This is a genomic window from Streptomyces sp. BRA346 (assembly GCF_052851135.1).
In genome coordinates this window covers 1-26917 of sequence record NZ_JAIWIH010000064.1, presented here as the reverse complement: position 1 = coordinate 26917, position 26917 = coordinate 1, and the positions used below count along the sequence as shown (strand labels likewise).

Genomic DNA, 26917 nt, shown 5'->3' with positions numbered 1-26917 from the left:
GCCGCGGTGTTCGCGGGGCGCGGTGCCCGGCGCGTGGAGTTGCCCACGTATCCCTTCCAGCGCACCCGCTACTGGCTGATCGAGCAGCCCACGGCCCTCCCCGGGGCCGACGCCGTCGACCATCCGCTGCTGACCTCGATGGTGGAGCTTCCCGAGGACGGCGGGGCGGTGTTCACCGGGCGGTTCTCCCTCGACTCCCACCCCTGGCTCACCGACCATGACGCCTTCGGCGTGGTGGTGGTGCCCGGGCAGGTGTTCCTGGAACTGGCCCTGTTCGCCGCCGAGCGCACGGGCCGGGGCCGGGTCGAGGAACTCGGCCTCCACGCACCGCTGGTCATGGCCGACCCCGAGGACGTCGTGACGCTGCGCGTGCTGGTCGACGAGGAGGGGGCCGTCAGCGTGCACGCGCGGTGTGACGGCCGGACGGCCTGGGTGAAGCACGCCACGGGTGTCCTGGCCGCCGAGGCCGACGGCCCCTCCTGGGTGCGCGACGAGGCGACGTACGCCACGGTGCTCGACGCCGCCGCAGAGGCCGCGGGCGTGCGCACCGACGGCGAACCGACCCTCGCCCACGCGTGGCGCGGGGCCTCGGTGCGTGTCGATGAGGAAGGGCACCCGGTCCTGTCGGTGGAGTCGGCGGAGACACGGGCGCTGTCCACGGAGGAGGTGCGGGCGCACACCGGAGGCCGTGAATCGCTCTTCCACGTGGAGTGGATCGCCCCACCTGTGCCGCCCGCGGATTCCGAGGCCGGCACCCATGTGGTCTACGCGTGCCCGCCGGTCGAGGACACCACGCCCGAGGGTTTCCGTGCGCTGACCCGGCAGGTGCTGTCCGTCGTGCAGAAGTGGCTGATCGATGAGCGGTCGGAGTCCGCCAGGCTCGTGGTCGTCACACGGGGCGCGACCGACGGCACCGACCTGGGGCACGCGGCGGTGTGGGGACTGGTGCGCGCGGCGGAGGGGGAGTATCCGGGCCGGTTCGTCCTGGTCGATCTGGACGCCGAGGCCGACCCCGGCGCCGAACCGCCCGCGGAGGCGTTGCGCCTACCCGGCGAGCCCGAGATGGCCGTGCGCGACGGCGAGATCCGGGTGCCGCGGCTGGCCCGCGTCCCGGCGCTGGACGGCGGCCCGTCGTGGGGCCCGGACGGCACGGTCCTGATCACCGGTGGCACGAGCGGCCTCGGCGCCCTGACCGCCCGCCACCTGGCCGGTGAGCACGGCGTCAAGAGCCTGCTGCTGACCAGCCGCCGCGGCATGGACGCGCCGGGAGCAGCCGAACTGGTCTCGGAACTGGCCGAGTTGGGCGCGTCAGTGGAAGTGGCGGCCTGCGATGTCGCCGACCGGGACGCCGTGGCCGCGCTCGTCGCCGGACGGCAGCTGACGGGCGTCGTGCACTCGGCCGGGATCGTGGACGATGTGCTGCTCGGGGCGTTGACGCCCGAGCGGCTGGACGCGGTCATGAGGCCGAAGGTGGATGCCGCGTGGCATCTGCACGACCTCACCCGCGACCACGACCTCTCGGCGTTCGTGCTCTTCTCGTCCGTCGCGGGCACCCTCGGCGGCGCCGGACAGGGCAACTACGCCGCCGCGAACGCCTGGCTGGACGCGCTCGCCCGGTATCGCGCCGCCCGGGGGCTGCCCGCGCTGTGCCTGGGCTGGGGGCCATGGACCCAGGTCGGGGGCATGGCCGACCGGCTGGACGAGGCCGAGTTGCAGCGGCTCCGGCGTACCGGAATGCCACCGCTGTCCCCCGTCGAGGGGCTCGCGCTGCTGGACGCGGCGACCGTGCCCGGGCGGCCGCCCGCGACGCTTCCGGTCCGCTTCGATTTGGCGGTGATGCGCGCCCAGGCCGAGACGGGGGCACTTCCCGCGCTGTTCGGCGGGCTCGTACGCGCCCCGGCCCGCCGGGCGCCGTCCGGCAGGGCGTCACTGGAGCGGCGACTGAACGGGCTGAGCGGGGCGGAGCGCGAACAGCTCCTGGTGGACCTCGTACGCGGCCACGTCGCACGCATCCTGGGGCACCACGGCGTCGACGCCGTGCCGCCGGACCGCGCGGTGAACGAGCTGGGCCTCACCTCGCTGGGCGCCGTGGAACTGCGTAACGCGCTCAACGCCGAGACCGGTCTCTCACTGCCTCCGACGCTGGTCTTCGACTACCCGACACCGCTCGCCGTCGCCGGTCTGCTGCACGAGAACTACCAACCGGTCGACGCCGACCCCGCCGCGCCGCTGCTGGCCGAACTGAGCCGGGTGGAGGCCGCCCTGACCGCGCTCGCGGCGGACGACGACGCGGCGCACGCCAAGGTCACGGCACGGCTGGAAGCGCTGTCGCGGCGGGCGCGGGACGCCCGGAGCGGCGTGGTGGCGGACGGCGGGCCGGACGGCGCCCCGGCGCCCGCTGCCGATGCTTCCGACGACGAGCTGTTCGAGGCGCTGAACAAGGAACTGGGACTGTCCTGACGGACACCGCGTCTGCTTGTGGACTTTCACGGATGGGTTGATGACGATGTCGAAGGACTCCAACGAGGACCGGCTGCGGGAGTATCTGCGGCTTGCTACCGGTGAGTTGCAGCAAACCCGGCGCCGTCTGCACGAGGTGGAGGACCGGGAGCGGGAGCCGATCGCGATCGTGGGAATGGCGTGCCGTTTCCCCGGTGGCGCGGCCACGCCGGAGGGGCTGTGGGAGCTGGTCGCCGACGGCCGGGACACGGTGGGCGAGTTCCCCACCGACCGGGGCTGGAACCTGGACGGGCTGTACGACCCGGACGGGACGGGCGAGAACACCAGCTACGTCCGGCACGGCAGTTTCCTCGACGGCGCGGGCGACTTCGATCCCGAGTTCTTCGGGATCAGCCCGCTGGAGGCGCTGGCGATGGATCCGCAGCAGCGGCTGCTGCTGGAGACCTCGTGGGAGGCGGTGGAGCGGGCCGGAATCGACCCGCCGTCGCTGAAGGGCAGCGCCACGGGCGTGTTCGCGGGGCTGGTGTACCACGACTATCCGGGCAGCAGCGTGACGGGCGCGCTGGTGTCCGGCCGGGTGGCCTACACCCTGGGTCTCGAAGGCCCGGCGGTGACGGTCGACACCGCCTGCTCGTCGTCGCTGGTCGCGCTCGACATGGCGGTCAGGGCGCTGCGCGGCGGGGAGTGTTCCCTGGCGCTGGCCGGCGGGGTGACGGTCATGTCGACGCCGGTCACCTTCGTGGAGTTCAGCCGCCAGCGGGGCCTGTCGCCGGACGGCCGCTGCAAGGCGTTCGCCGCGGCGGCCGACGGCACCGGGTGGGGCGAAGGCGTCGGCGTGCTGGTGCTGGAGCGGCTGTCGGAGGCGCGCCGCAACGGCCACCGGGTGCTCGCGGTCGTACGCGGGTGCGCCGTCAACCAGGACGGCGCCAGCAACGGCCTGACCGCGCCGAACGGCCCGTCCCAGCGCCGGGTCATCCAGCAGGCGCTGACGAACGCGGGCCTGTCCGCGGCCGATGTGGACGCGGTGGAGGCACACGGCACGGGGACGACGCTGGGCGATCCGATCGAGGCGCAGGCGCTGCTCGCCACCTACGGGCAGGAGCGCCCGGACGACCGGCCGCTGTGGCTGGGCTCGGTCAAGTCGAACGTCGGTCACACGCAGGCGGCCGCGGGCGTCGCGGGTGTGATCAAGATGGTGCAGGCGATGCGGCACGGGATCCTGCCCAAGACGCTGCACGTGGACGAGCCGTCGCCGCAGGTGGACTGGTCGGCGGGGAACGTCCGGCTGCTGACCGAGGCCCGGGCCTGGCCGGAGGGCGAGGGCCCGCGCCGCGCCGCGGTGTCGTCGTTCGGCGCCAGCGGGACGAACGCACATGTGGTCCTGGAGGAAGCTCGGCCGGTCGAGGACGTGGCGGAGCCGCAGGACGGCTCGGAGCGCCCGGTGGTGCCCTGGGTGATCTCGGGCACGTCCGAAGCCGCGGTGCGCGCGTACGCGCAGCGGCTGCGGGACGTGGCGGCGGGGGAGCCGCGCCCGGCGGACGTGGGGTGGTCGCTGGCGACGCTGCGGGCGCCGTTCGCGTACCGGGCCGCGGTGGTGGGCGCCCGGGGCGAGGAGATCGCACAGGGTCTCGCCGCCGTGGCGCAGGGGCAGGCGCCGGTGGTGTCGGCCCGCTCCGCGACCGGCCCGGTGATGGTGTTCCCGGGGCAGGGGTCGCAGTGGGTGGGGATGGCGGTCGAGCTGATCGCGTCGTCCGAGGTGTTCGCGGAGCAGATGGCCGCGTGCGAAGAGGCGCTGGCGCCCTTCGTGGACTGGTCGGTCCGCGACGCCCTGGGCGACGAGGCCATGTTGGAACGCGTCGATGTGGTCCAGCCCGTGCTGTGGGCGGTCATGGTGTCGCTCGCGGGGCTGTGGCGGCACTACGGCGTGGAGCCCGTCGCGGTGGTGGGCCACTCCCAGGGGGAGATCGCCGCGGCGAGCGTGGCCGGAGCGCTGTCGTTGCGGGACGGGGCCCGGGTGGTGGCGCTGCGCAGCAGGGCGCTGCCCGCGCTGTCCGGACAGGGCGGCATGGTGTCGGTCGCCCTGCCCCGGGAGGAGGCGGAACGGCGGCTCTCCCGGTGGGGCGACCGGATGTCCATCGCGGCGGTGAACGGCGGCGCCTCGACGGTGGTCTCGGGCGAGGTGGGCGCCCTGGAGGAACTGCTTGCCGCGTGTGAGGCGGAGGACGTGCGGGCGCGGCGGATTCCGGTGGACTACGCCTCGCATTCGGCGCAGGTGGAGCGGATCGAGCAGGAGCTGCTGGAGGTGCTGGCGCCGATCCGGCCCCGCGCCGCGCGCATCCCCTTCTACTCCACCGTGACCGGCGACCTCATGGACACCACGGAGCTGGACGCGGGCTACTGGTACCGGAACCTCCGGCAGACCGTGGAGTTCGACCGGGTGATCGGCCTGCTCACCGAACGGGGCATGGACGTGTTCATCGAGGCCAGCGCGCATCCGGTGCTGGCACCCAGCATGGAACACACCGCGATCGGTACCCTGCGCCGCGACGACGGTGGCCTGGACCGTTTCCTGACCGTCCTGGCCCAGGCCCACACCCACGGCGTGGACGTCGACTGGGAGAAGGTGTTCGCCGGGACCGGGGCCCGGCAGGTGGAGCTGCCGACGTACGCCTTCCAGCACCGCCGGTACTGGCTGACCGATCCGGTGGGCGGCGCCGACGCGGTCTCGATGGGGCTGGGCGCGCTGGGCCACCCGCTGCTCGGCGCGATGGTCATGCTCGCGGACTCGGACGAGGTGGTGCTCACCGGACGGCTGTCGATCGGGGCCCTGCCCTGGCTGGCCGACCACGTCATCGACGGCTCGGTCCTCTTCCCCGGCACCGGGTTCGTGGAGCTGGCGGTGCGCGCGGGCGACGAGGTCGGCTGCGGCCGGATCGAGGAACTGACCCTCCACGAGCCACTGGTCCTCACCGAGCGCGGCGCGGTGGCCGTACAGGTCGTCGTCGGCACGGCGGACGAGGCGGGCCGCCACGCGGTCACGGTGTACGCGCGTGAGCAGGACGCGATGGACCTGCCCTGGAACCGGCATGCCACCGGTCTGCTCACCGGGGCCACTTCGGCGGGCGGTGCCGACCTGACGGCCTGGCCGCCACCCGGGGCCGAGCCGATGGACCTGGATGTCGCCGCCCTGTACGGGGAGTTGGTCGAGGTGGGAATGGCGTACGGGCCGGCCTTCCAGGGACTGCGGGCCGCCTGGCGGTCCGGCGACGAGGTGTTCGCCGAGATCGCCCTGCCGGACGACGCGGAGGCCGATGGCTTCGGTCTGCACCCGGCCCTGCTCGACGCGGGCCTGCACGCGATCGGCCTCTCCCCGGCGGGGGCCGGTGACGCGGCCCTGCTGCCGTTCTCCTGGTCGGGCGTGGAACTGCACGCCTCCGGCGCGGGCGCGCTGCGGGTGCGCATCACCCCGCGCCAGGACGGCGTCGCGGCCCTGACGATCGGCGACGCGACCGGCCAACCCGTCGCCACCGTCGAGTCCTTGGTGCTGCGGCCGCTCACCGCCGTACGGACCGCACCCCGCACCGAATCGCTCTTCCACGTCGCCTTGGCCCCCCTGCCCACCGGCGGGGACACGGCCACCGACACGGCCACCGACACCGAGGTGCTGCGCATCGCCGCCGGGTCCGATGTGCGTACGGCGGTGAACGGGGCGCTGGAGGCGCTCCAGTCCGCCGCCTCGCGTCTGGCGGTGGTCACCCGGGGTGCGGTCCCGGTGACCGGCGACGACGCCCCCGACCTGGCCGCGGCGGCGGTCTGGGGCCTGGTCCGCAGCGCCCAGACCGAGGACCCCGGCCGGTTCGTCCTGGTGGACTTGGACGACGCCGAGGGGGCGGACGACGCGGACGACGACGCCGCCATCGCGTCGGCGTGCGCGACCGGGGAGCCCCGAATCGTGGTGCGCGGGAACACCCTCTACGCCCCTCGGCTCGCCCGGGTGGCGGACACCCCGCGGACGCAGGACGAACCGGCGCCGGTGTTCGGCGACTCGGTGCTGATGACGGGCGGGGTGGGGGTGCTGGGCGCTCTGCTGGCCCGGCATCTCGTCACCGAGTACGGCGTACGACGGCTGCTGCTGACCGGCCGCCGGGGCGCGGACACCCCGGGCGCCGCCGAGCTGGTGGCGGAGCTCACCGGCCTGGGCGCCGAGGTGGAGGTGGCCGCGTGTGACGTGGCCGACCTGGAGGCCGTGGCGGCGCTGCTGGCCGGGCGCTCACTCACCGGCGTCGTCCACGCGGCGGGTGTGCTGGACGACGGGGTGATCGCGTCGCTGACGCCCGAGCGGGTGGACCGGGTGATGCGTCCGAAGGTGGACGCGGCGCTGCATCTGCACGAGCTGACACGCGACATGGACTTGAGCGCGTTCGTGCTGTTCTCCTCGGCAGCCGGGGTCATCGGCTCCCCGGGGCAGGGCAATTACGCGGCGGCCAACGCCTTCCTGGACGCCCTCGCCGCACACCGCCGCGCCCAGGGACTGCCCGCGCTGTCCCTGGCGTGGGGCGTGTGGCAGACCAGCTCGGGGATGGCCGGGAGCCTGGGCGACGCCGACCGGTCCCGTATGACCCGCGGCGGCATCCTCCCGCTGTCCCACCGCGAGGGCCTGGCACTCTTCGACGCGGCCGTGCGGGCCGACGCGGCCGTGCGCGCGGATGCCGTACGGGGGGACACGGCACGCGCGGACGCACCCGCCGCGGTCGTCCCCGTGAAACTGGACCTCGCGGCGGTCCGGGCGAGCGGCTCGGTGCCGGAGCTGTTGCGCGGGCTGGTGCCCGTCGTCACCCGCGGCACCGCCCGCAACCGGGCCGACGCGGACGGGCTCCGCCAGCGGCTGGTGGGCCTGTCCGAGGACCAGCGGCTGGAGACGCTGCTGACCCTGGTCCGCGGCCAGGCGGCCATGACGCTCGGCTACGCCGGGCCGGAGGCCGTCGACCCGGAGCGTGCGTTCCGCGATCTGGGCGTCGACTCGCTGGCCGCGATGGAGCTGCGCAACGCGCTGGGCCAGACGACGGGACTGAAGCTGCCGGTCACGTTGGTGTTCGACTACCCGACCCCGGCCGTCCTCGCGCGCCATCTGCTGGACGAGGTGTCGGGGACCGTGAACGAGCGCCACGTCCGGACGGTCGTGACCCCGGCCGACGGCGATCCGATCGCCATCATCGGCATGGCCTGCCGCTATCCCGGTGGGGTGGCCTCGCCGGAGGACCTGTGGCGGCTGGTGGACGGCGGAACGGACGCCATCTCGGCCTTCCCCGACAACCGCGGCTGGAACCTGGAGCGGATCTATGACCCCACGGCCACCCGGCCGCGGACCAGCTACGTCGACCAGGGCGGATTCCTGTACGACGCGGCCGAGTTCGACCCCGGCTTCTTCGGGATCGCGCCGAACGAGGCGATGGTCATGGACCCGCAGCAGCGGCTGCTGCTGGAGACGTCCTGGGAGGTGCTGGAGCGCGCCGGAATCGATCCGACGACGCTGAAGGGCAGCCCGACCGGTGTGTTCGCCGGGATGATGTACCACGACTACAGCCAGAACAGCAGCACGGGCGCCATCGTCTCCGGCCGCGTGGCCTACACCCTCGGTCTGGAGGGCCCGGCCGTCACCGTCGACACCGCCTGCTCGTCCTCCCTGGTCGCCCTGCACCTGGCCGCCCAGGCGCTGCGGTCGGGCGAATGCACCCTCGCCCTCGCGGGCGGCGTCACCGTGATGGCCACCCCGGACAACTTCATCGAGTTCAGCGAGCAGCGGGGCCTGTCGCGGGACGGCCGGTGCCGGTCCTTCGCCGCCGCGGCCGACGGCTCCGGCTGGGGCGAGGGCGTGGGCATGCTGCTGGTGGAGCGGCTGTCGGACGCCCGGCGCAACGGCCACCCCGTCCTGGCGGTCGTCCGGGGCACCGCGACCAACCAGGACGGCGCCAGCAACGGCCTGACCGCCCCCAACGGCCCCTCCCAGCAGCGGGTGATCCGGCAGGCGCTGGCCAACGCGGGGCTGACGCCGGCCGAGGTGGACGCGGTCGAGGCGCACGGCACGGCCACCACGCTGGGCGATCCCATCGAGGCACAGGCGCTGCTCGCCACGTACGGTCAGGGGCGCCCCGACGACGATCCGCTGTGGCTGGGGTCGATCAAGTCGAACATCGGCCACACCCAGGCGGCGGCCGGTGTGGCGGGTGTCATCAAGATGGTCCAGGCGATGCGGCGCGGCGTGCTGCCGAAGACGCTGCACGTGGACGAGCCGACACCGCAGGTGGACTGGGCGGCCGGCGAGGTCCGGCTGCTCACCGAGGCACGGGAGTGGCCGCGCGGCGACCGCCCGCGCCGCGCGGGCGTGTCCTCCTTCGGCATCAGCGGCACCAACGCCCACGCCATCATCGAAGAAGCCCCGCCGATCGAGGAAACGCCCGCGGAGCGGCGGGAGTTGCCGGTCGTCCCGCTGGTGGTGTCGGCCCGGACCCGGGCGGCACTCGACGCCCAGCTCGACCGGATGGCCTCCGTCGGGCAGGACGCGCTGGACGTGGCGTACTCGGCCGCGACGGGCCGGGCGGTGCTGGAGCACCGCGCGGTACGGATCGGAGCGTCCGAGACCGTCATCGGCTCGGTCACCGAAGGCAGGCTGGCGTTCCTGTTCACCGGTCAGGGCAGCCAGCGGGTGGGCATGGGCCGGGAGCTGTACGACACGTTCCCCGTGTTCGCGGCGGCGTTCGACGAGGTGTGCGACGCGCTCGACATGCCGTTGCGCGAGGTGATGTGGGGCGACGAAGTGGCCCTGAACCGCACCGAGTTCACCCAGCCCGCCGTCTTCGCGCTCGAAGTGGCGCTGTTCCGGCTGATGGAGTCGTGGGGCATCACACCGGACGTGCTCACCGGGCACTCCATCGGCGAGGTGGCGGCGGCGCATGTGGCCGGGGTGTTCGGCCTCGCCGACGCGGCCCGGCTGATCACGGCGCGCGGACAGCTGATGCAGGCCCTGCCGCCCGGTGGCGCCATGGTGGCCATCCAGGCCACCGAAGAGGAGGTCACCCCGCTCCTCGGCGAACGGGTGGGGCTCGCGGCCGTCAACGGCCCGGCTGCCGTGGTCGTCTCCGGCGCCGAGGACGCCGTGACCGCGCTCGCCGAGCGGTTCGGTGACCGCAGGACGGCCCGGCTGAAGGTCTCGCACGCGTTCCACTCGCCGCTGATGGACCCGATGCTGGAGGACTACCGGGAGGTCGCCGAGAGCGTCACCTACCGCGAACCGGCCATCCGGCTGACGAAGGACATGGCGTCGGCGGAGTACTGGGTGCGGCATGTGCGGGACACCGTGCGGTTCGCCGACGATGTGCGCGTCCTGCGGGAGGAAGGCGTCACCCGGTTCCTGGAGATCGGCCCGGACGCCGTGCTGACGGCGATGGTCCAACAGACCGCCGAGGGCACGATGGCGGCGGCGCTGCGCCGCGACCATCCCGAGACGGAAAGCCTGTTCACCGCGGTCGGGCGGCTGTTCACCGCCGGAGTCCGCGTCGACTGGGAGGCCGTTCTCGGCGGCCGCGGGGCACGGCGCGTCGATCTGCCGACCTACCCCTTCCAGCGACAGTCGTACTGGCTGGAGTCGGGGAGCGGACCGGAGGCGTCCGACCATCCGCTGCTGGACGCGGCGGTCGGGGTCGCGGGCACGGACCAGACGGTGCTGACCGGGCGGCTGTCGCCCGGGACACAGCCCTGGCTCGCCGACCATGTCGTCGGCGGCGGGCTCCTCTTCCCCGGTACGGGCTTCGTCGAGCTGGCCGTCCGGGCGGGCGACGAAGTGGGATGCGGCCGGATCGAGGAACTGACGATCGAGGCGCCCCTGGTCCTCGCGGAGCGCGGCGCCGTGGCCCTTCAGGTGCTGGTCGGACCGGACGACGGCGCCGGCCACCGGCCGGTGGAGGTGTACTCGCGCGGCGAGGACGAGATGCATCAGCCCTGGGCCCGCCACGCCGCCGGAACACTGGCCCCGGCCACCGGCGACGGTGCGCAGGAGAGGGCGCAGTGGCCGCCGCCCGGGGCGGAGCCCGTGGACGTGGAGGGCCTGTACGAGGCGCTGGCGGACTCCGGAGTGGCGTACGGACCGGCCTTCCAGGGGCTGAAGGCCGCCTGGCGGCGCGGCGACGAGGTGTTCGCCGAGGTGGTGCTGCCCGGCGCGGCGGACCGCTTCGCGCTGCACCCGGCGCTGCTGGACGCGGCGCTGCACGCGATCCCGCTGCTCTCGGCCGACGACCGTGTCGTCCTCCCCTTCGCCTGGACGGGCGTGGAGCTGCACGCCTCCGGCGCCGATGTGCTCCGCGTGCGGGTCGCGTCATCCGGTCAGGACCAGGTCACCCTGGACGCCATGGACGGCACGGGCCGACCCGTCATCTCCGTGAACTCCCTGACCCTGCGGCCGATGGCGACGCCGTCGCTCGCCCGCGTCGACTCGCTGTTCCAGGTGGAGTGGAAACCGGTGGCAGCGGCCGCTCAGAGCCATGGTGATATCACGGTGTGGCGGGCCGGAGGTGATGGTGTCCGGTCCACGCTGCAATCCGCGCTGACGGCGCTCCAGTCGGAGACCGGCACCCTGGCGGTCGTCACCCGCGGCGCGGTGTCGGTGGCCGGTGAGGCCGTCACCGACCTGGCCGGTGCGGCGGTGTGGGGCCTGGTGCGCAGCGCCCAGTCGGAGGATCCGGGGCGGTTCGTCCTGATCGACGCGGTCGACGCGGCGGACGACGCGGACATCGCCGTGGCATTGGCGGCGGGGGAGCCGCAGGTGGCGGTCCGCGACGGAAAGGTCTATGTGCCACGGCTGCGGGCCGCCTCGGTGACGGAGTCCGAACCGTCGTCCGTCTTCGGCGACGCGGTACTGGTCACGGGCGCGTCAGGAGCGCTGGGCGGGCTGGTGGCGCGCCACCTGGTGACCGGACACGGCGTGCGGCGGCTGCTGCTCACCAGCCGCCGCGGGATGGACGCACCGGGCGCCGCCGAGCTGGTGGCGGAGCTGACCGGGCTGGGCGCCGAGGTGGAAGTGGCCGCGTGCGATGTGGCCGACCGCGACGCGCTGGCGGCGCTGCTGGCGGGCCGGGAGCTGTCGGGTGTCGTCCATGCGGCGGGGGTGCTGGACGACGGCGTGATCGCGTCGCTGACGCCGGAGCGGATGGACCGGGTGCTGGGGCCGAAGGTGGACGCGGCGCTGCATCTGCACGAGCTGACGCGCGCGATGGACCTGAGCGCGTTCGTCCTGTTCTCCTCGGCAGCGGGTGCGATCGGCTCGCCCGGGCAGGGCAACTACGCGGCGGCCAACGCGTTCCTCGACGCCCTGGCCGTCCACCGCCGCGCCCAGGGCCTGCCCGCCCAGTCCCTGGCCTGGGGCCTGTGGGCGACCGACGCCGGTATGGCCGGGGAGCTGGCGGACCACGACCGGCAGCGGATCGTCCGTACGGGGCTCACGGGGCTGTCGCCCGCCGAAGGGCTGAAGCTCTTCGACACGGCCGCCGCACTCGCCGCCCCCGTCCTGGTCCCCATGAGCCTGGACACCAGGGCGCTGAACGCGGCCGAGGCGCCCCCGATGCTGCGCGGCCTGGTACGCGGCTCCGCGCGGCGTGCCGTGTCGGCGCGCCACGACGAGGGCAGGGCCACCGCGCTGCGGCAGCGGCTCGCCGCACTGCCCGCCGACGAGCGGTACGACGAACTGCTCACCCTCGTCCGTACCCATGCGGCGGCCGTGCTGGGGCACGCGGGCCCGGAGGCCATCGAACCCGAGCGGGCCTTCGGCGACCTCGGCTTCGACTCCCTGGGCGCGGTCGAATTCCGCAACGCCGTCAACGCCGCCACCGGACTGCGGCTGCCCCCCACCCTGATCTTCGACTACCCCAACGCCAAGGTGCTGGCCGAACACCTCGCCACGGAACTTGCGCCCGCCCCCGGCGACGGTGACCCCGGCGCCGACGAGGACACCGTCCGCCGCCTGCTCGCCTCGATCCCGCTCACCCGGCTGCACGACGCGGGACTGATGGACACCCTGCTCGAACTCGCCGGTGCCGCCCCCGCCACGGCCGCGCCCGGGGCGGAGCAGCAGGACGCGATCGACGCGATGGACACCGACACCCTCATCAGCATGGCGCTCCAGGACACCGCCCTGGCCGCCCTCGACGACGACGCGACGCGGGAAGCCTGAGGACACGATGGCCGACACCGACCACAAACTCGTGGCGGCGCTGCGCGCGTCGCTCAAGGAGACCGAGAGTCTGCGCGCCCGCAACCGCGCCCTCCAGGCCGCCTCCCGCGAACCCGTCGCGATCGTGGCCATGAGCTGCCGCTACCCCGGCGCGGCCTCGCCCGAGGAGCTGTGGCGGCTGGTCGCCGACGGGACGGACGCCGTCTCACGGTTCCCCACCGACCGCGGCTGGGACGAGACGGCCATCTACGACCCCGAGCCAGGACGCCCCGGCAAGACGTACAGCCGGGAAGGGGCGTTCCTGTACGACGCGGCCGGGTTCGACCCCGAGTTCTTCGGGATCGCGCCGAACGAGGCGATGGTCATGGACCCACAGCAGCGCCTGCTGCTGGAGGCGTCGTGGGAGGTGCTGGAACGGGCGGGGATCGACCCGACGACGCTGAAGGGCAGCCCGACCGGTGTGTTCGCCGGGATGATGTACCACGACTACACCTACAACAGCAGTACGGGCGCCATCGCCTCCGGCCGCGTCGCCTACGCCCTCGGACTGGAGGGCCCGGCCGTCACCGTCGACACCGCGTGCTCGTCGTCGCTGGTCGCCCTGCACTGGGCGGTCCAGGCGCTGCGCTCGGGCGAGTGCTCGCTCGCGCTCGCGGGTGGTGTCACGGTGATGGCGACGCCCGAGACGTTCATCGAGTTCAGCCATCAGCGCGGGCTGGCCCCCGACGGCCGCTGCAAGCCGTACGCGGCGGCCGCCGATGGCACCGGCTGGGGCGAGGGCGTGGGCATGCTGCTGGTCGAGCGGCTGGCGGACGCCCGCCGCAACGGCCACCCGGTGCTGGCGGTGGTACGGGGGAGCGCCCTCAACCAGGACGGCGCCAGCAACGGCCTGACCGCCCCCAACGGCCCCTCCCAGCAACGTGTGATCAAGCAGGCCCTGGCCCACGCCCGGATATCCGCCGACCAGGTCGATCTCATCGAGGGGCACGGCACGGGCACGACGCTCGGCGACCCGATCGAGGCGCAGGCCCTGCTCGCCACGTACGGTCAGGGCCGCCCGGACGACCGCCCGCTGTGGCTCGGCTCGATCAAGTCCAACATCGGCCACACCCAGGCCGCGGCGGGCGTGGCGGGCATCATCAAGGTCGTCCAGGCGATGCGGCACGGTGTCATGCCGAGGACGCTGCACGTGGACGAGCCGACACCGCAGGTGGACTGGGCGGCGGGCGAGGTCCGGCTGCTCACCGAGGCCCGGGAGTGGCCACGCGGCGACCGCCCGCGCCGGGCGGGCGTCTCCTCCTTCGGCATCAGCGGGACGAATGCCCACGTCATCATCGAGGAGGCGCCGCCCGCCGAGGCCGAGGAGGAGGCGGCGGCCCCGGCCGTGGCGGGGCCCGTCCCGTGGACGCTGTCCGGCAGGAGCCCGGAGGCCCTGCGCGCCCAGGCCGCACGCCTCCACTCCCACCTGGGCGAACGACCGGAACTCACGCCCGTGGACGTGGGCTTCTCGCTGGCCACCGGTCGCGCGGCCCTCGAACACCGGGCGGCGATCGTCGCCGACGACCGTACGGACCTGCTCGCGGGCCTCACCGCGCTGGCCCAGGGAACCCCGTCGCCCTCCGTCGTCACCGGCCGGACCCGCGAGGGCAAGGTGGCGTTCCTGTTCACCGGGCAGGGAAGTCAACGCCTCGGAATGGGAGGGGAGTTGTACGACACCTTCCCGGTCTTCGCGGCGGCGTTCGACGCGGTGTGCGAGGCGACGGAACTGCCGCTGAAGGAGGTGGTGTGGGGCGATGACGAGGAGGCGTTGCACCGCACGGAGTGCACCCAGCCCGCGATCTTCGCCGTGGAAGTGGCGCTGTACCGGCTGGTGGAGTCCTGGGGGCTTCGCCCGGACTTCCTCGTCGGCCACTCGATCGGGGAGCTGGCGGCGGCCCATGTGGCGGGTGTGCTGAGCCTGGAGGACGCCGCGCGGTTGATCACGGCCCGGGGACGGCTGATGGGCGCGCTGCCGCCCGGCGGCGCCATGGTGGCGATCCAGGCCACCGAGGAGGAGGTCGCGCCGCTGCTGGACGGTGAGGTCGGGATCGCGGCGGTCAACGGCCCGTCGTCGGTCGTGGTGTCCGGTGCCGAGGACGCGGTGGCGGCGGTGGTCGGGCGCTTCACGGACCGTAAGACGCGCCGCCTCTCCGTCTCGAATGCGTTCCATTCGCCGTTGATGGACCCGATGCTGGAGGACTTCCGCAAGGTGGCCGAGGCCGTCACCTACGGTCGGCCGGCCATCCGTCTGACGAAGGACATGACGTCGGCGGAGTACTGGGTACGGCATGTGCGGGACGCGGTGCGGTTCGCCGATGATGTGCGCCGTCTGGAGAGCGAGGGCGTGACCCGGTTCCTGGAGATCGGGCCGGACGGCATCCTCACGGCCATGGCCCGGCAGATGGCGCCGGACGCCACGACGGCGGCCGCGCTGCGCCGCGACCGTCCCGAGGCCATCACGCTGCTGACGGCGATCGCCCAGCTGCACACCACGGGCGCCTCTCCCGACTGGACGGCCCTCTTCGCGGAACGGGGAGCACACCGCGTCGACCTGCCCACCTACGCCTTCCAGCGCAGCCGTTATTGGCTGTCGGAGCCGGTGGCCGGGGAGGGCGGCAACGCGGTGTCCTTGGGCCTCACCACGCTCGACCACCCCCTGCTGACCGCGGAAGTCACGGTCCCGGACTCCGGAACCGTGGTGTTCACGGGGCGGCTGTCGACGGACACCCAGCCCTGGCTGGCCGACCACACGGTGCTCGGTACGACGCTGCTGCCCGGGACCGCGTACGTCGACCTGGCCATACGCGCGGGCGACCAGGTCGGCTGCCGCGTCATCGAAGAGCTGACCCTGCACGCGCCCCTGGCCCTGCCCGAGGGCGGTGGTGTGCGGCTGCGGCTGACCGTCGGCGCACCGGTCGACGACACGGGACGACGCCCCCTCACCGTCCACGCGCAGGCCGAGGGCACCGACGACGCGGAGGCGGCCTGGGCCCTGCACGCGGAGGGTGTGCTGACACCCGAGGACACCGCCGCGCCGCCGCCCTCCGACCCGTTCCCGTGGCCGCCGCCCGAGACGGCGAGGATCGCCACCGACGACGCGTACGACCGTTTTCACGACATCGGCTTCGCCTACGGCCCGGCGTTCCAGGGGCTCAAGGCGGCCTGGCGCGTCGGCGACGAGACCTTCGCCGAAGTGGCGCTCGGCGACGCGGCCGACGCCGGGCGTTTCGTGCTGCATCCGGCCCTGCTCGACTCCGCGCTGCACGCGGTGCTGCTCGGCACGGGCGAGGACGACGCGACGGCGTTGCCGTTCGCCTGGAAGGGGGTCCGGCTGCACGCCTCCGGCGCCACGGCCGCGCGCGTCCGGCTCACGCCCAAGGGCGAGGGCGCGACGGAGGTACGGATCGCCGACGCCCGGGGGCGGCCCGTGGCGTCCGTGGAGTCGCTGATCGCGCGGGAGGTGTCGGCCGAGCAGCTCGCACCGGCGCCCACCCGGCCCGGCGACTCCCTCTTCCACGTGGCGTGGACACCCGCCTCCGTGCCCACCGCCGGTACGGACTGGACGGTGGTCGCCGACCTGGCGGACCTCACCGACCCGGTGCCCGCCACGGTCGCGTGGACACTCCCCGGCGGCACCGGCGACCTCGCCGACGACGTCAGAACCATCACCGGCGACACGCTCCGGACCCTTCAGACCTGGCTCGCGGACGAACGGTTCGCCGACCGCAGGCTCATGGTGGTCACCCGCGGCGACCACCTCGCCCACGCGGCCGCCCGGGGGCTGGTCCGCGCCGCCCACGCGGAGGACCCGGAGCGCTTCGCGCTCCTCGACACGGACGGCCACGGCGACCCGGAGGCCATCGGCCGGGCCATCGCGTCCGGCGAGCCGGAACTGCGCATCCAGGACGCCGCACTCCTCGTACCCCGCCTGGCGCGCACCCCCGCGCACCCGGAACACCCGCCCGCCTGGGGCCGGCTCGGAACCGTGCTGATCACCGGCGGTACGGGCGGCCTCGGCGCGCTCGTCGCCCGCCATCTGGTGGCCGAGCACGGCGTCCGCGACCTGCTGCTGACCAGCCGCCGCGGCATGGACGCCGAGGGCGCGGCCGACCTGCGCCGGGAGCTGACCGGGCTCGGTGCGACGGTCGAGATCGCGGCCTGCGACGTGGCGGACCGGGCCGCGCTGGAGGCGCTGCTCGCCGATCGCCCGCTCGGCGCCGTCGTCCACACCGCCGGGGTGCTGGCCGACGGCCTGATCGCCAATCTGACGCCGCACAGCCTCGACCAGGTGCTGCGTCCCAAGGTGGACGGCGCCCTCAACCTGCACGACCTCACCCGCGGCCACGACCTGGGCGCCTTCGTGCTGTTCTCGTCGTCGGCGGGCGTGCTCGGCGCGCCCGGCCAGGGCAACTACGCTGCCGCCAACACCTTCCTCGACGCGCTCGCCCACCACCGCCACGCCGAAGGGCTGCCCGCGCAATCCCTCGCCTGGGGGCTGTGGGCGGACACCGGTGGCATGGCGGGCGGCCTGAGCGAGGCCGACCTCCGGCGACTGCGCCGCCAGGGCATGCCCGCGCTGTCGGCGGCCGACGGTCTCGCGCTGTTCGACGCCGCCTCCGCCCGTACCGAACCGGTGCTGGTGCCGATGGGGCTGGACCTGCGGGCGCTGCGCGGCGGAAGCGGTGGCGAACCCCCCGTACTGCTCAGGGGGTTGGTCCCGGCCACGCGGCGCCGTATCGCGGCCGCCGATCCCGCGGTGCTGCGGCGCGAGCTGGCGGCGCTGCCCGCCGAACGGCGGGAGGGAGCGCTGCGCGACCTGGTGCTGGGCCTGGCCGCCACCCTGCTCGGACACAGCGGCCCCGAGGCGGTCGACCCCGAACGCGACTTCCTGGAGTCGGGGTTCGACTCGCTCACCGCGATGGAGCTGCGCACCGCGCTGAACGCCGCCACCGGGCTGAAACTGCCCGCGATGGCGGTGTTCGACAGCAAGAACCCGTCCCTGCTGGCCCGTCTCCTCGCCGACGAGCTGGCCGGACTCTCCACCACCGCACCGCAACCGCGGACGGAGCAGGAGGCGGAGACGACGGACGAGAGCGTCACCGACCTGTTCCGGCGGGCCGTCCACGCCGGTGACACCTCCGGCGCGCTGGCGCTGATGTCGGCGGTCGCGGCGCTGCGGCCCCGCTTCGCCACGCCCGGCGACTTCGGCCGCGTCCCGAAGGCGGTGCGGCTGGCCGACGGTCCGCGCCGTATCCGGCTGATCTGCCTGGCCACACCCATGGCGGCGGGCGGTGTGCACCAGCACGCCCGGTTGGGCGCGGAATTCCGGGACGTCCGCCACGTGTCGGCCCTTCCGCTCCCCGGATTCGCCCGGGACGAGCCACTGCCCGGTTCGGCCGAGGCGCTGTCGCGGGTCCTGGCCGACGCCGTGCTGGAGGCGGCCGAGGGCGAGCCGTTCGCCCTGCTCGGCTACTCCTCCGGCGGCATCATCGGCCACGTCCTCGCCCGGTATCTGGAGGAGGTGGCGCAGGCCCCGCCCGCCGGGCTGGTCCTCATCGACACCTTCCGCGTCGACGACACGGCGATGACGTTCGGCTTCGACCAGCTCATGCGGGAGGTGCTGGCGATGGAGTCGGCCTACGGACCGTACGACGCGGCGCGGCTGTCGGCGATGCCGTACTACTTCGGGGTGCTGGGCGACTTCGCCCCCGTACCACTGGCCGCGCCGACCCTGTTCGTCCAGGCGGAGCAGTCGTTCGTGGAACCGCCCGAGGGCGTCGACCCGGCCGAGATGAGGGCCCGGCCCTGGGACCCGGACCACACGCTGCGCACCGTGCCGGGCGACCACTTCTCGCTCGGGCAGGAGCACGCCCCGACGACCGCCCGGACCATCGACGAGTGGCTGACGACGCTCGACTGAGACGCGACCGACGTACACGTTCCCCGGGGACATCCACGCCGCGCACGGGCGACGTGGAACCCCGCTGCTGAGCAGGACCCGAACCGAGGTGGTTTGAGACATGGCGCCCACGCCAACGGCCAAAGGAACCGTCCCCTTCCGGGAGTACCGCACCTGGTACCGCGTCACCGGACAGCCGGGATCGGGCCGCCCGGCCCTCGTCGTCGTCCACGGCGGCCCCGGGTCCACGCACGACTACCTGATCCGGCTGGCCGACTTCGCCGACCACGGCTGGCCCGTGGTGCACTACGACCAGCTCGGGAACGGCGGCTCCACCCATCTGCCCGACGCCGACCCCGGCTTCTGGACCCCTCAGCTCTTCCGCGACGAGCTGGACAACCTCCTGCACCGGCTCGGCATCGCCGACGACTACATCCTGTTCGGGCAGTCGTGGGGCGGGATGCTCGCCGCCTGGCACGCCTCGGCCCGGCCCGCCGGGCTGCGCGGCCTGGTCGTCGCCAACGCCCCGGCGTCGTACCCGCTGTGGCTGTCGGAGATGGACGTGCTGCGCGCTCAGCTGCCGCCCGGTGTCGACGAGACGCTGCGGCGCCACGAGGCCGCGGGCACCACCGACAGCGACGAGTACCTGGAAGCGATGCTGGTCTTCTACGGCCGCCACGTGTGCCGCCTCGACCCGTGGCCCGGCGAACTCATGGCCTCGTACCTGGAGGCCGTCACCGATCCGACGGTCTACCGCACCATGAACGGGCCCAATGAGTTCCATGTGATCGGCAGCCTCCGCGACTGGTCGGTGATCGACCACCTGCCCCGCATCGACGTGCCCACCCTCGTCCTCTCCGGCCGCCACGACGAGGCCACCCCGGTCACCGTGCGCCCCTATCAGGACCTCATTCCGGACGCCCGCTGGGAGATCTTCGAAGACTCCAGCCACGCCCCGCACCTCGAAGAGCCGGAACGCTTCACCGAGGTGCTCGGCGCATTCCTTGACACGGTCGGCGCGCCCGGCGCGCGGACCACGACGGTGAGCGGAGGCTGAGACGACGGTGGAAGCCAACGTCGAGGAGATCGTCGAGGCGCTGCGCGGCTCGCTCGTCGAGAACGAGCGGCTGCGGCGGGACAACGAGAGCCTGCGCACCGCCGCGAGTGTCGCCACGGAACCCGTCGCGATCATCGGCATGGCCTGCCGTTTCCCCGGTGGTGTGGCCTCCCCGGAGGGGCTGTGGCAGCTGGTCGCCGAGGGCCGCGACGCCATCGGCCCGTTCCCCGGCGACCGTGGCTGGGACCTGAGCACCCTGTACGACCCGGAGCCCGGAAAGCCCGGCAAGAGCTACGTACGCGACGGCGGTTTCCTGTACGACGCCGCCAACTTCGACCCCGAGTTCTTCGGCATCAGCCCGCGCGAGGCCCTCACCATGGACCCCCAGCAACGGCTGCTGCTGGAGATCACCTGGGAGGCGGTGGAACGCGCGGGCCTCGACCCGGCGTCGCTGCGCGGCAGCCGCACCGGTGTCTTCGCCGGTGCCATGTACCACGACTACGGCATCACCAGCAGCGACGGCAGCCTGGTGTCCGGGCGCGTCGCCTACACTCTCGGCTTGGAGGGCCCGGCGGTCACCGTCGACACCGCCTGCTCCTCGTCGCTGGTGGCGTTGCAGTGGGCGGCGCAGGCCCTGCGTACGGGGGAGTGCACCCTGGCGCTGGCCGGGGGCGTCAGCGTGATGGCCACGCCCGAGACGTTCGTCGAGTTCAGCGAGCAGCGCGGGCTCTCGCCCGACGGCCGCTGCCGCTCGTTCGCCGCCTCCGCCGACGGCACCGGCTGGGGCGAGGGCGCGGGCGTCCTGCTGCTGGAGAAGCTGTCCGATGCCCGCCGCCACGGCCACCCCGTGCTGGCCGTGGTGCGCGGCTCGGCGGTCAACCAGGACGGCGCGTCCAACGGCTTCAGCGCGCCCAACGGACCGTCCCAGCGCCGGGTGATCAAGCAGGCGCTGGCCGCGGCCCGGCTGACGCCCGCCGACGTCGACGCCATGGAGGGGCACGGCACCGGGACCTCGCTCGGCGACCCGATCGAGGCACAGGCGCTGCTCGCCACGTACGGCCAAGAGCGCGAACGGCCACTGTGGCTGGGGTCCATCAAGTCGAACATCGGCCACTCGCAGGCCGCCGCGGGCGTCGCGGGCGTCATCAAGATGGTCGAGGCCATCCGGCACGGCACCCTGCCGAAGACCCTGCACATCGACGCGGCGACACCGGAGGTGGACTGGGACGCCGGGAACGTACGCCTCCTCACCGAGGCCCGCGCCTGGCCCGACACCGGCCGTCCGCGCCGCGCCGCGATCTCCTCGTTCGGAGTCAGCGGCACCAACGCCCACGTGATCATCGAGCAGGCGGACACCGGCCCCGTGTCCGAGCCCCTGCCCGCCGAGCGACCCTCGACCCCGGGCGCGCCCGTGCCGCTGCCCCTGTCCGGCCACACCACGGCCGCCCTGCGCGCCCAGGCCCGGCACGTGGCCGACCATCTGCGGGACACACCCGGCCTCGACCCCCTGGACCTGGGCTTCTCCCTCGCCACCAGCCGTGCCGCACTCGCCCGCCGCACGGTCGTGGTCGGCCGCGACCGCGAAGAGATCCTGACCGCGCTGACCGCGCTGGCGGACGACACGGACGACATGGCCCTCGGTGGCGTCGCCCGGTCCACCGGACTGACCGCCTTCCTGTTCACCGGACAGGGCAGCCAACGCCTCGGCATGGGCCGGGAGCTGCACGCCGCGTTCCCCGTCTTCGCCCGCGCCTTCGACGAGGTGTGCGCCGCGCACGACCCGGCGGTGCGCGAGGTGATGTGGGGCGACGAGGAGGCCCTGCACCGTACGGAGTTCACCCAGCCCGCCGTCTTCGCCCTCGAAGTGGCGCTGTTCCGGCTGCTGGAATCGTGGGGCGTACGTCCCGACTTCGTCGCCGGCCACTCGATCGGCGAACTGGCCGCCGCCCATGTGGCCGGGGTGTTCTCCCTCGCCGACGCGGCCCGGCTCATCACCGCGCGAGCCCGGCTGATGGGGGCGCTGCCGCCCGGCGGCGCGATGGTGGCCGTGGAAGCGACACCGGACGAGGCGGCGCCGTATCTGACCGAGCGGGTGGACCTCGCCGCCGTCAACGGCCCCACCTCCGTGGTGCTCTCCGGCACCGAGGACGACGTCACCGCGGTCCTCGAACGGCTCGGTGAGCGCAGGACGAAGCGCCTGACGGTTTCGCACGCGTTCCACTCGCCCCTGATGGACCCGATGCTGGAGGAATTCCGCCGCGTCGCCGAGACCATCACCTACGCCGAGCCGCGCATCCCCGTCATGACGGACGGCGAGGTGGCCACCGCCGCGTACTGGGTGCGACACGTCCGTGACACGGTCCGGTTCGCGGACGCGGTGGCCCGGCTGGAGGCCGAAGGCGTCAGCCGGTACGTGGAGGTGGGGCCCGACGGTGTGCTGACCGCCATGGCCCGGCAGTGCCTCACCACCTCCGCCGACACCGCCGTGCTCGTCCCGGCGCTCCGCCGCCGCGACCCCGAGCCCGTCGCCGTCCTCACCGCCCTCGGCCACCTGCACAGCGCGGGCCTGCGCGTCGACTGGGCGGGCGTGTTCGACGGACGGGGCGCCCGGCGCGTCGACCTGCCCACCTACCCGTTCCAGCGCGCCCGCTACTGGCTCGACAAGAGTGGTCGGGGCGGCGACGTCACCTCCGCGGGCCTCGACCGGCCCGACCACCCGCTGCTCGGCGCGATGGTGCGGCTGCCCGGCTCGGACGGCGTGGTGTTCACCGGACGGCTGGCCACCGGAGCCCACCCTTGGCTGTCCGACCACACCGTGCTCGGCTCCGTGCTGCTGCCCGGCACCGCCTACGTGGAACTGGCCGTACGGGCCGGAGACCAGATGGGATGCGGCCGCGTCGAGGAACTCACCCTGGGCGCGCCCCTGATCCTGCCCGAACACGGCGGCGTCCACCTCCAGGTCGCCGTCGACGCGCCCGACGCGTCCGGCCGCCGCCCGGTGGCCGTGTACTCCCGTGCCGACGACGCCCCGATCGACCGCGAATGGATTCAGCACGCCGAAGGGATCCTTGCCCCCGAAGCCGGTGAACCGTCCGCCGACCTCGCCGCGTGGCCACCGCGCGACGCCGAACCCCTCGCCGCCGAAGGGCTCTACGAACGGCTGGACTACGGGCCCGCGTTCCAGGGACTGCGCACGGCATGGCGACGCGGCGACGACGTGTTCGCCGACATCGCCCTCCCGGCCGGTGTCGACGCCGGACGCTTCGGCCTCCACCCCGCCCTGCTCGACTCGGCGTTGCACGCGCTCGACCTGGCGGCGGACGACGGCGCTACGGTCCTGCCGTTCTCCTGGTCGGACGTCACCCTGCACACCGAAGGCGCCACCGCCGCCCGGGTCCGCCTGCGCATCCGGGGCGACGACACCGTGTCGCTGGAGCTGGCCGACGCCCTGGGACGGCCCGTCGCCTCGGTCGGCTCGCTGACGCTGCGTCCCGTCACCGCCGACGGGCTCGCCCTGGCCTCGGCCCGCGTCGCGGACGCGCTCTTCCGCGTCGAGTGGGTCCCGGCCACCGGCGGTCGGGCGGTGGCCGACGACGCCGAGGTGGCCGTGCACCACTGCCCGCCGACGACCGGGGACACGCCGTCCGCGGTGCGCGCGGTGCTGGGCGATGTGCTGGGGGCCGTACAGACCGCGCTGGACGGCGACGCCACCCTCGTCGTCGTCACGCGCGGCGCGATCGACGGCTCCGACCTCGGCCACGCCGCCGTCCGGGGGCTGGTCGGCGCCGCCGCGAGCGAGAACCCCGGCCGCGTCGTCCTCGTGGACACGGACACCGAGATCGACCCCCGCACCCTCCTGGAGGTGGGCGAGCCCGAGCTGAGCGTCCGGGGCGGCGAGGTCCGCGTGCCGCGGCTGACCAGGGTGCCGCTCGGCCCGGACACCCCCGCATGGGACCCGGAACGCACCGTCTTGATCACCGGCGGCACCGGCGCCCTCGGCGCCGCCGTCGCCCGCCACCTCGTCACCCGGCACGGCGTCCGGCTGCTGCTGCTGACCAGCCGCCGCGGCCCGGAGGCGCCGGGCGCGGCCGGGCTGATCGAGGAGCTGACCGCGCTGGGTGCCGAGGCCGAGGTGGCGGCGTGCGACGTGGCCGACCGCGACGCCCTGGCCACGCTGCTCGACGGCCGGACCATCGGCGGGGTCGTGCACGCGGCGGGCGTGCTGGACGACGGCGTGATCCCCTCGCTGACGCCCGGCCGTGTCGACCACGTACTGCGTCCGAAGGCGGACGCGGCGTGGCATCTCCACGAACTCACCCGCGACATGGGGGTGACCGCGTTCGTGCTCTTCTCGTCCGTCGCCGGTGTCCTCGGCGCTCCCGGGCAGGGCAACTACGCGGCCGCCAACACGTTCCTGGACGCCCTCGCCGCCCACCGGCACGCCAACGGGCTCCCCGCGCTGTCGCTGGCCTGGGGCCCGTGGGCAGGGAACGGCATGGCGGACGGCCTCGACCAGGGGGGCCTGCGCGCCCTGGCGCCGAAAGAGGGCCTCGCGCTGCTCGATGCCGCCGCCGGTGTGCCGGAACCCGCGCTGGTGTCCGCCCGGTTCGACCCGGCGGCCTTCGACACGCCTCCGCCGCTCCTGCGCGGCCTCGTCCGCGGCCGGTCGCGCCGCGCCGCCGACACCACCGCCACCGCGACCGAGGCACTACGGCGGCGGCTGGCCGCGCTCACCGACGACGAGCGCGCCGCCGAACTCCTCGGCCTCGTCCGCTCCCAGGCCGCCACCGTGCTCCGCCTCGCCGGAGCCGAGGCCGTCGACTCCGAACGGGCCTTCCGCGACCTGGGATTCGACTCCCTCACCGCCGTCGAGCTGCGCAACCTCCTGAGCGCCGCCACCGGGCTCCGGCTGCCCGCCACCCTCGTCTTCGACTACCCGACCCCCGGCGAGCTGGCTGGGCACCTCCTGGAGGAGCTGTCCGGCGCGGTGGAGAAGGCGGCGGTCGGACCCGTGGCGACCCGGGTGGACGACGAACCGATCGCCATCGTCGGGATGGCGTGCCGCTATCCGGGCGGGGTGGACTCGCCCGAGGGGCTGTGGCGGCTGGTGGACGGGGGCGTGGACGCGATCTCGGAGTTTCCGGCCGACCGCGGCTGGGGCGTCGAGGACATCTACGACCCCGAGCCCGGGAAACCCGGGAAGACCTATGTGCGCGACGGCGGGTTCCTGCACGACGCGGCCGAGTTCGACGCGGACTTCTTCGGCATCAGCCCCCGCGAGGCCCGCGACATGGACCCGCAGCAGCGCCTGCTGCTCGAGGTGTCGTGGGAGGCGCTGGAACGCGCCGGGATCGACCCGGGCACGCTGAAGGGCACCCCGACGGGCGTGTTCGCCGGAGTCATGTACCACGACTACTCCGGCGGGACCGGCGGCGGCAGCCTCGTCTCCGGCCGCGTCGCCTACACCCTCGGGCTCGAAGGCCCCGCGGTGACCGTGGACACGGCGTGCTCGTCGTCGCTGGTGGCGATGCACTGGGCGACGCAGGCGCTGCGTTCCGGCGAATGCTCGCTCGCCCTCGTCGGCGGCGTGACCGTGATGGGAACGCCGCAGTCGTTCATCGACTTCAGCGAGCAACGGGGGCTGGCGGCGGACGGCCGCTGCAAGTCCTTCTCGTCCTCCACGGACGGCACCGGGTGGGGTGAGGGCGTGGGCATGCTGCTGGTCGAGCGGCTGTCGGACGCCCGCCGCAAGGGGCACCCGGTGCTGGCCGTCGTACGGGGGAGCGCCCTCAACCAGGACGGCGCCAGCAACGGCATCTCGGCCCCGAACGGACCCTCCCAACAGCGCGTCATCCGCCAGGCATTGGCGAACGCGGGGTTGTCGGCGGGCGACGTGGACGCGGTCGAGGCGCATGGCACGGGGACGACGCTGGGCGATCCGATCGAGGCGCAGGCGCTGCTGGCGACGTACGGACAGGACCGCGCGGAACCGCTGTGGCTGGGGTCGATCAAGTCCAACATGGGCCACACCCAGGCGGCGGCCGGGGTGGCGGGCATCATCAAGATGGTGCAGGCGATGCGGCACGGTGTGCTGCCGAGAACGCTGCACGTGGCCGAGCCGACGCCGCAGGTGGACTGGTCGGCGGGCAACGTCCGGCTGCTGACCGGGCCGAGGGACTGGCCGCGTGGCGAGCGTCCGCGCCGCGCGGGCGTCTCGTCCTTCGGCATCAGCGGGACGAACGCCCATGTGATCGTGGAGGAAGCCCCGCCGGTCGAGGAGCAGCCCGAGGAGCGCCGTGCGCTCCCGGTGGCGCCGATCGTGGTGTCGGCCAAGACGGATGACGCACTCCAGGCCCAGATTCAGCGGATCCGTGCGTTCGCCGACGACCATGACCAGCTTGATGTGGCGTTCTCGGCGGCGACGGGGCGTGCGGCGCTGGAGCATCGTGCGGTGCTGGTCGGATCGGAAACGATCAGCGATGTGGTGGCGAGTGGGGGCGGCAAGGTGGCGTTCCTGTTCACCGGGCAGGGAAGTCAACGCCTGGGGATGGGGCAGGAGTTGTATGACACCTTCCCGGTCTTCGCGGCGGCGTTCGACGCGGTGTGTGAGGCGTCGGGGCCTGCGTTGAAGGAGGTGATGTGGGGCGACGACGAAGCGGCGTTGCAGCGTACGGAGTTCACCCAGCCCGCGATCTTCGCCCTGGAAGTGGCCCTGTTCCGGCTGCTGGAGTCCTGGGGTATCCGCCCGGACCACCTGGCCGGTCACTCCATCGGCGAACTGGCCGCCGCCCATGTCGGGGGAGTGCTCAGCCTGGAGGACGCCGCGCGGCTGATCACGGCGCGAGGACAGCTGATGGGGGCGCTGCCGCCCGGCGGGGCCATGGTGGCGATCCAGGCCACCGAGGAGGAAGTGGCGCCGCTGCTGAACGGTGCGGTGGGAATCGCCGCGGTCAACGGCCCGTCCTCGGTAGTGATTTCGGGCGCCGAGGACGCGGTGACCGCGGTTGTCGACCGGTTCGGCGACCGTAAGACGCGCCGCCTCTCCGTCTCGCACGCGTTCCACTCGCCCTTGATGGACCCGATGCTGGAGGACTTCCGCAAGGTCGCGGAGAGCGTGGAATACCACGCCCCGGCCATCCGCCTCACGAAGGACATGGCGTCGGCGGGGTACTGGGTGCGGCATGTGCGGGATGCGGTGCGGTTCGCCGACGACGTACGGGCGTTGCGGGACGAGGGTGTGACG

General features: G+C 73.9%; 4 protein-coding genes and 1 pseudogene. All 5 read left to right on the top strand.

Annotated elements, in window-relative coordinates:
- On the top strand, window positions 1–2460 hold a 2460-nt coding region (locus LCH29_RS41345; RefSeq protein WP_446466831.1), incomplete at its 5' end, for an SDR family NAD(P)-dependent oxidoreductase.
- Between the two features lie 16 nt (window positions 2461–2476).
- Window positions 2477–12679 carry an SDR family NAD(P)-dependent oxidoreductase gene (locus tag LCH29_RS41340; protein WP_446466830.1) on the top strand — a complete coding sequence of 3401 codons (10203 nt, stop codon included), beginning with the start codon at window positions 2477–2479 and terminating at the stop codon, window positions 12677–12679.
- Between the two features lie 19 nt (window positions 12680–12698).
- Window positions 12699–18638 (top strand): annotated as a pseudogene (locus tag LCH29_RS41335) (SDR family NAD(P)-dependent oxidoreductase); the annotation flags it as partial.
- A 100-nt stretch (window positions 18639–18738) separates the two neighbouring features.
- The gene (locus LCH29_RS41330) at window positions 18739–19674 is read left to right on the top strand and encodes a proline iminopeptidase-family hydrolase (RefSeq protein ID WP_446466829.1); all 936 of its coding nucleotides are present in this window, start codon (window positions 18739–18741) and stop codon (window positions 19672–19674) included.
- Window positions 19675–19681: 7 nt separating this feature from the next.
- Window positions 19682–26917: SDR family NAD(P)-dependent oxidoreductase (locus LCH29_RS41325; RefSeq protein ID WP_446466828.1), on the top strand; the 7236-nt coding region annotated here is incomplete at its 3' end.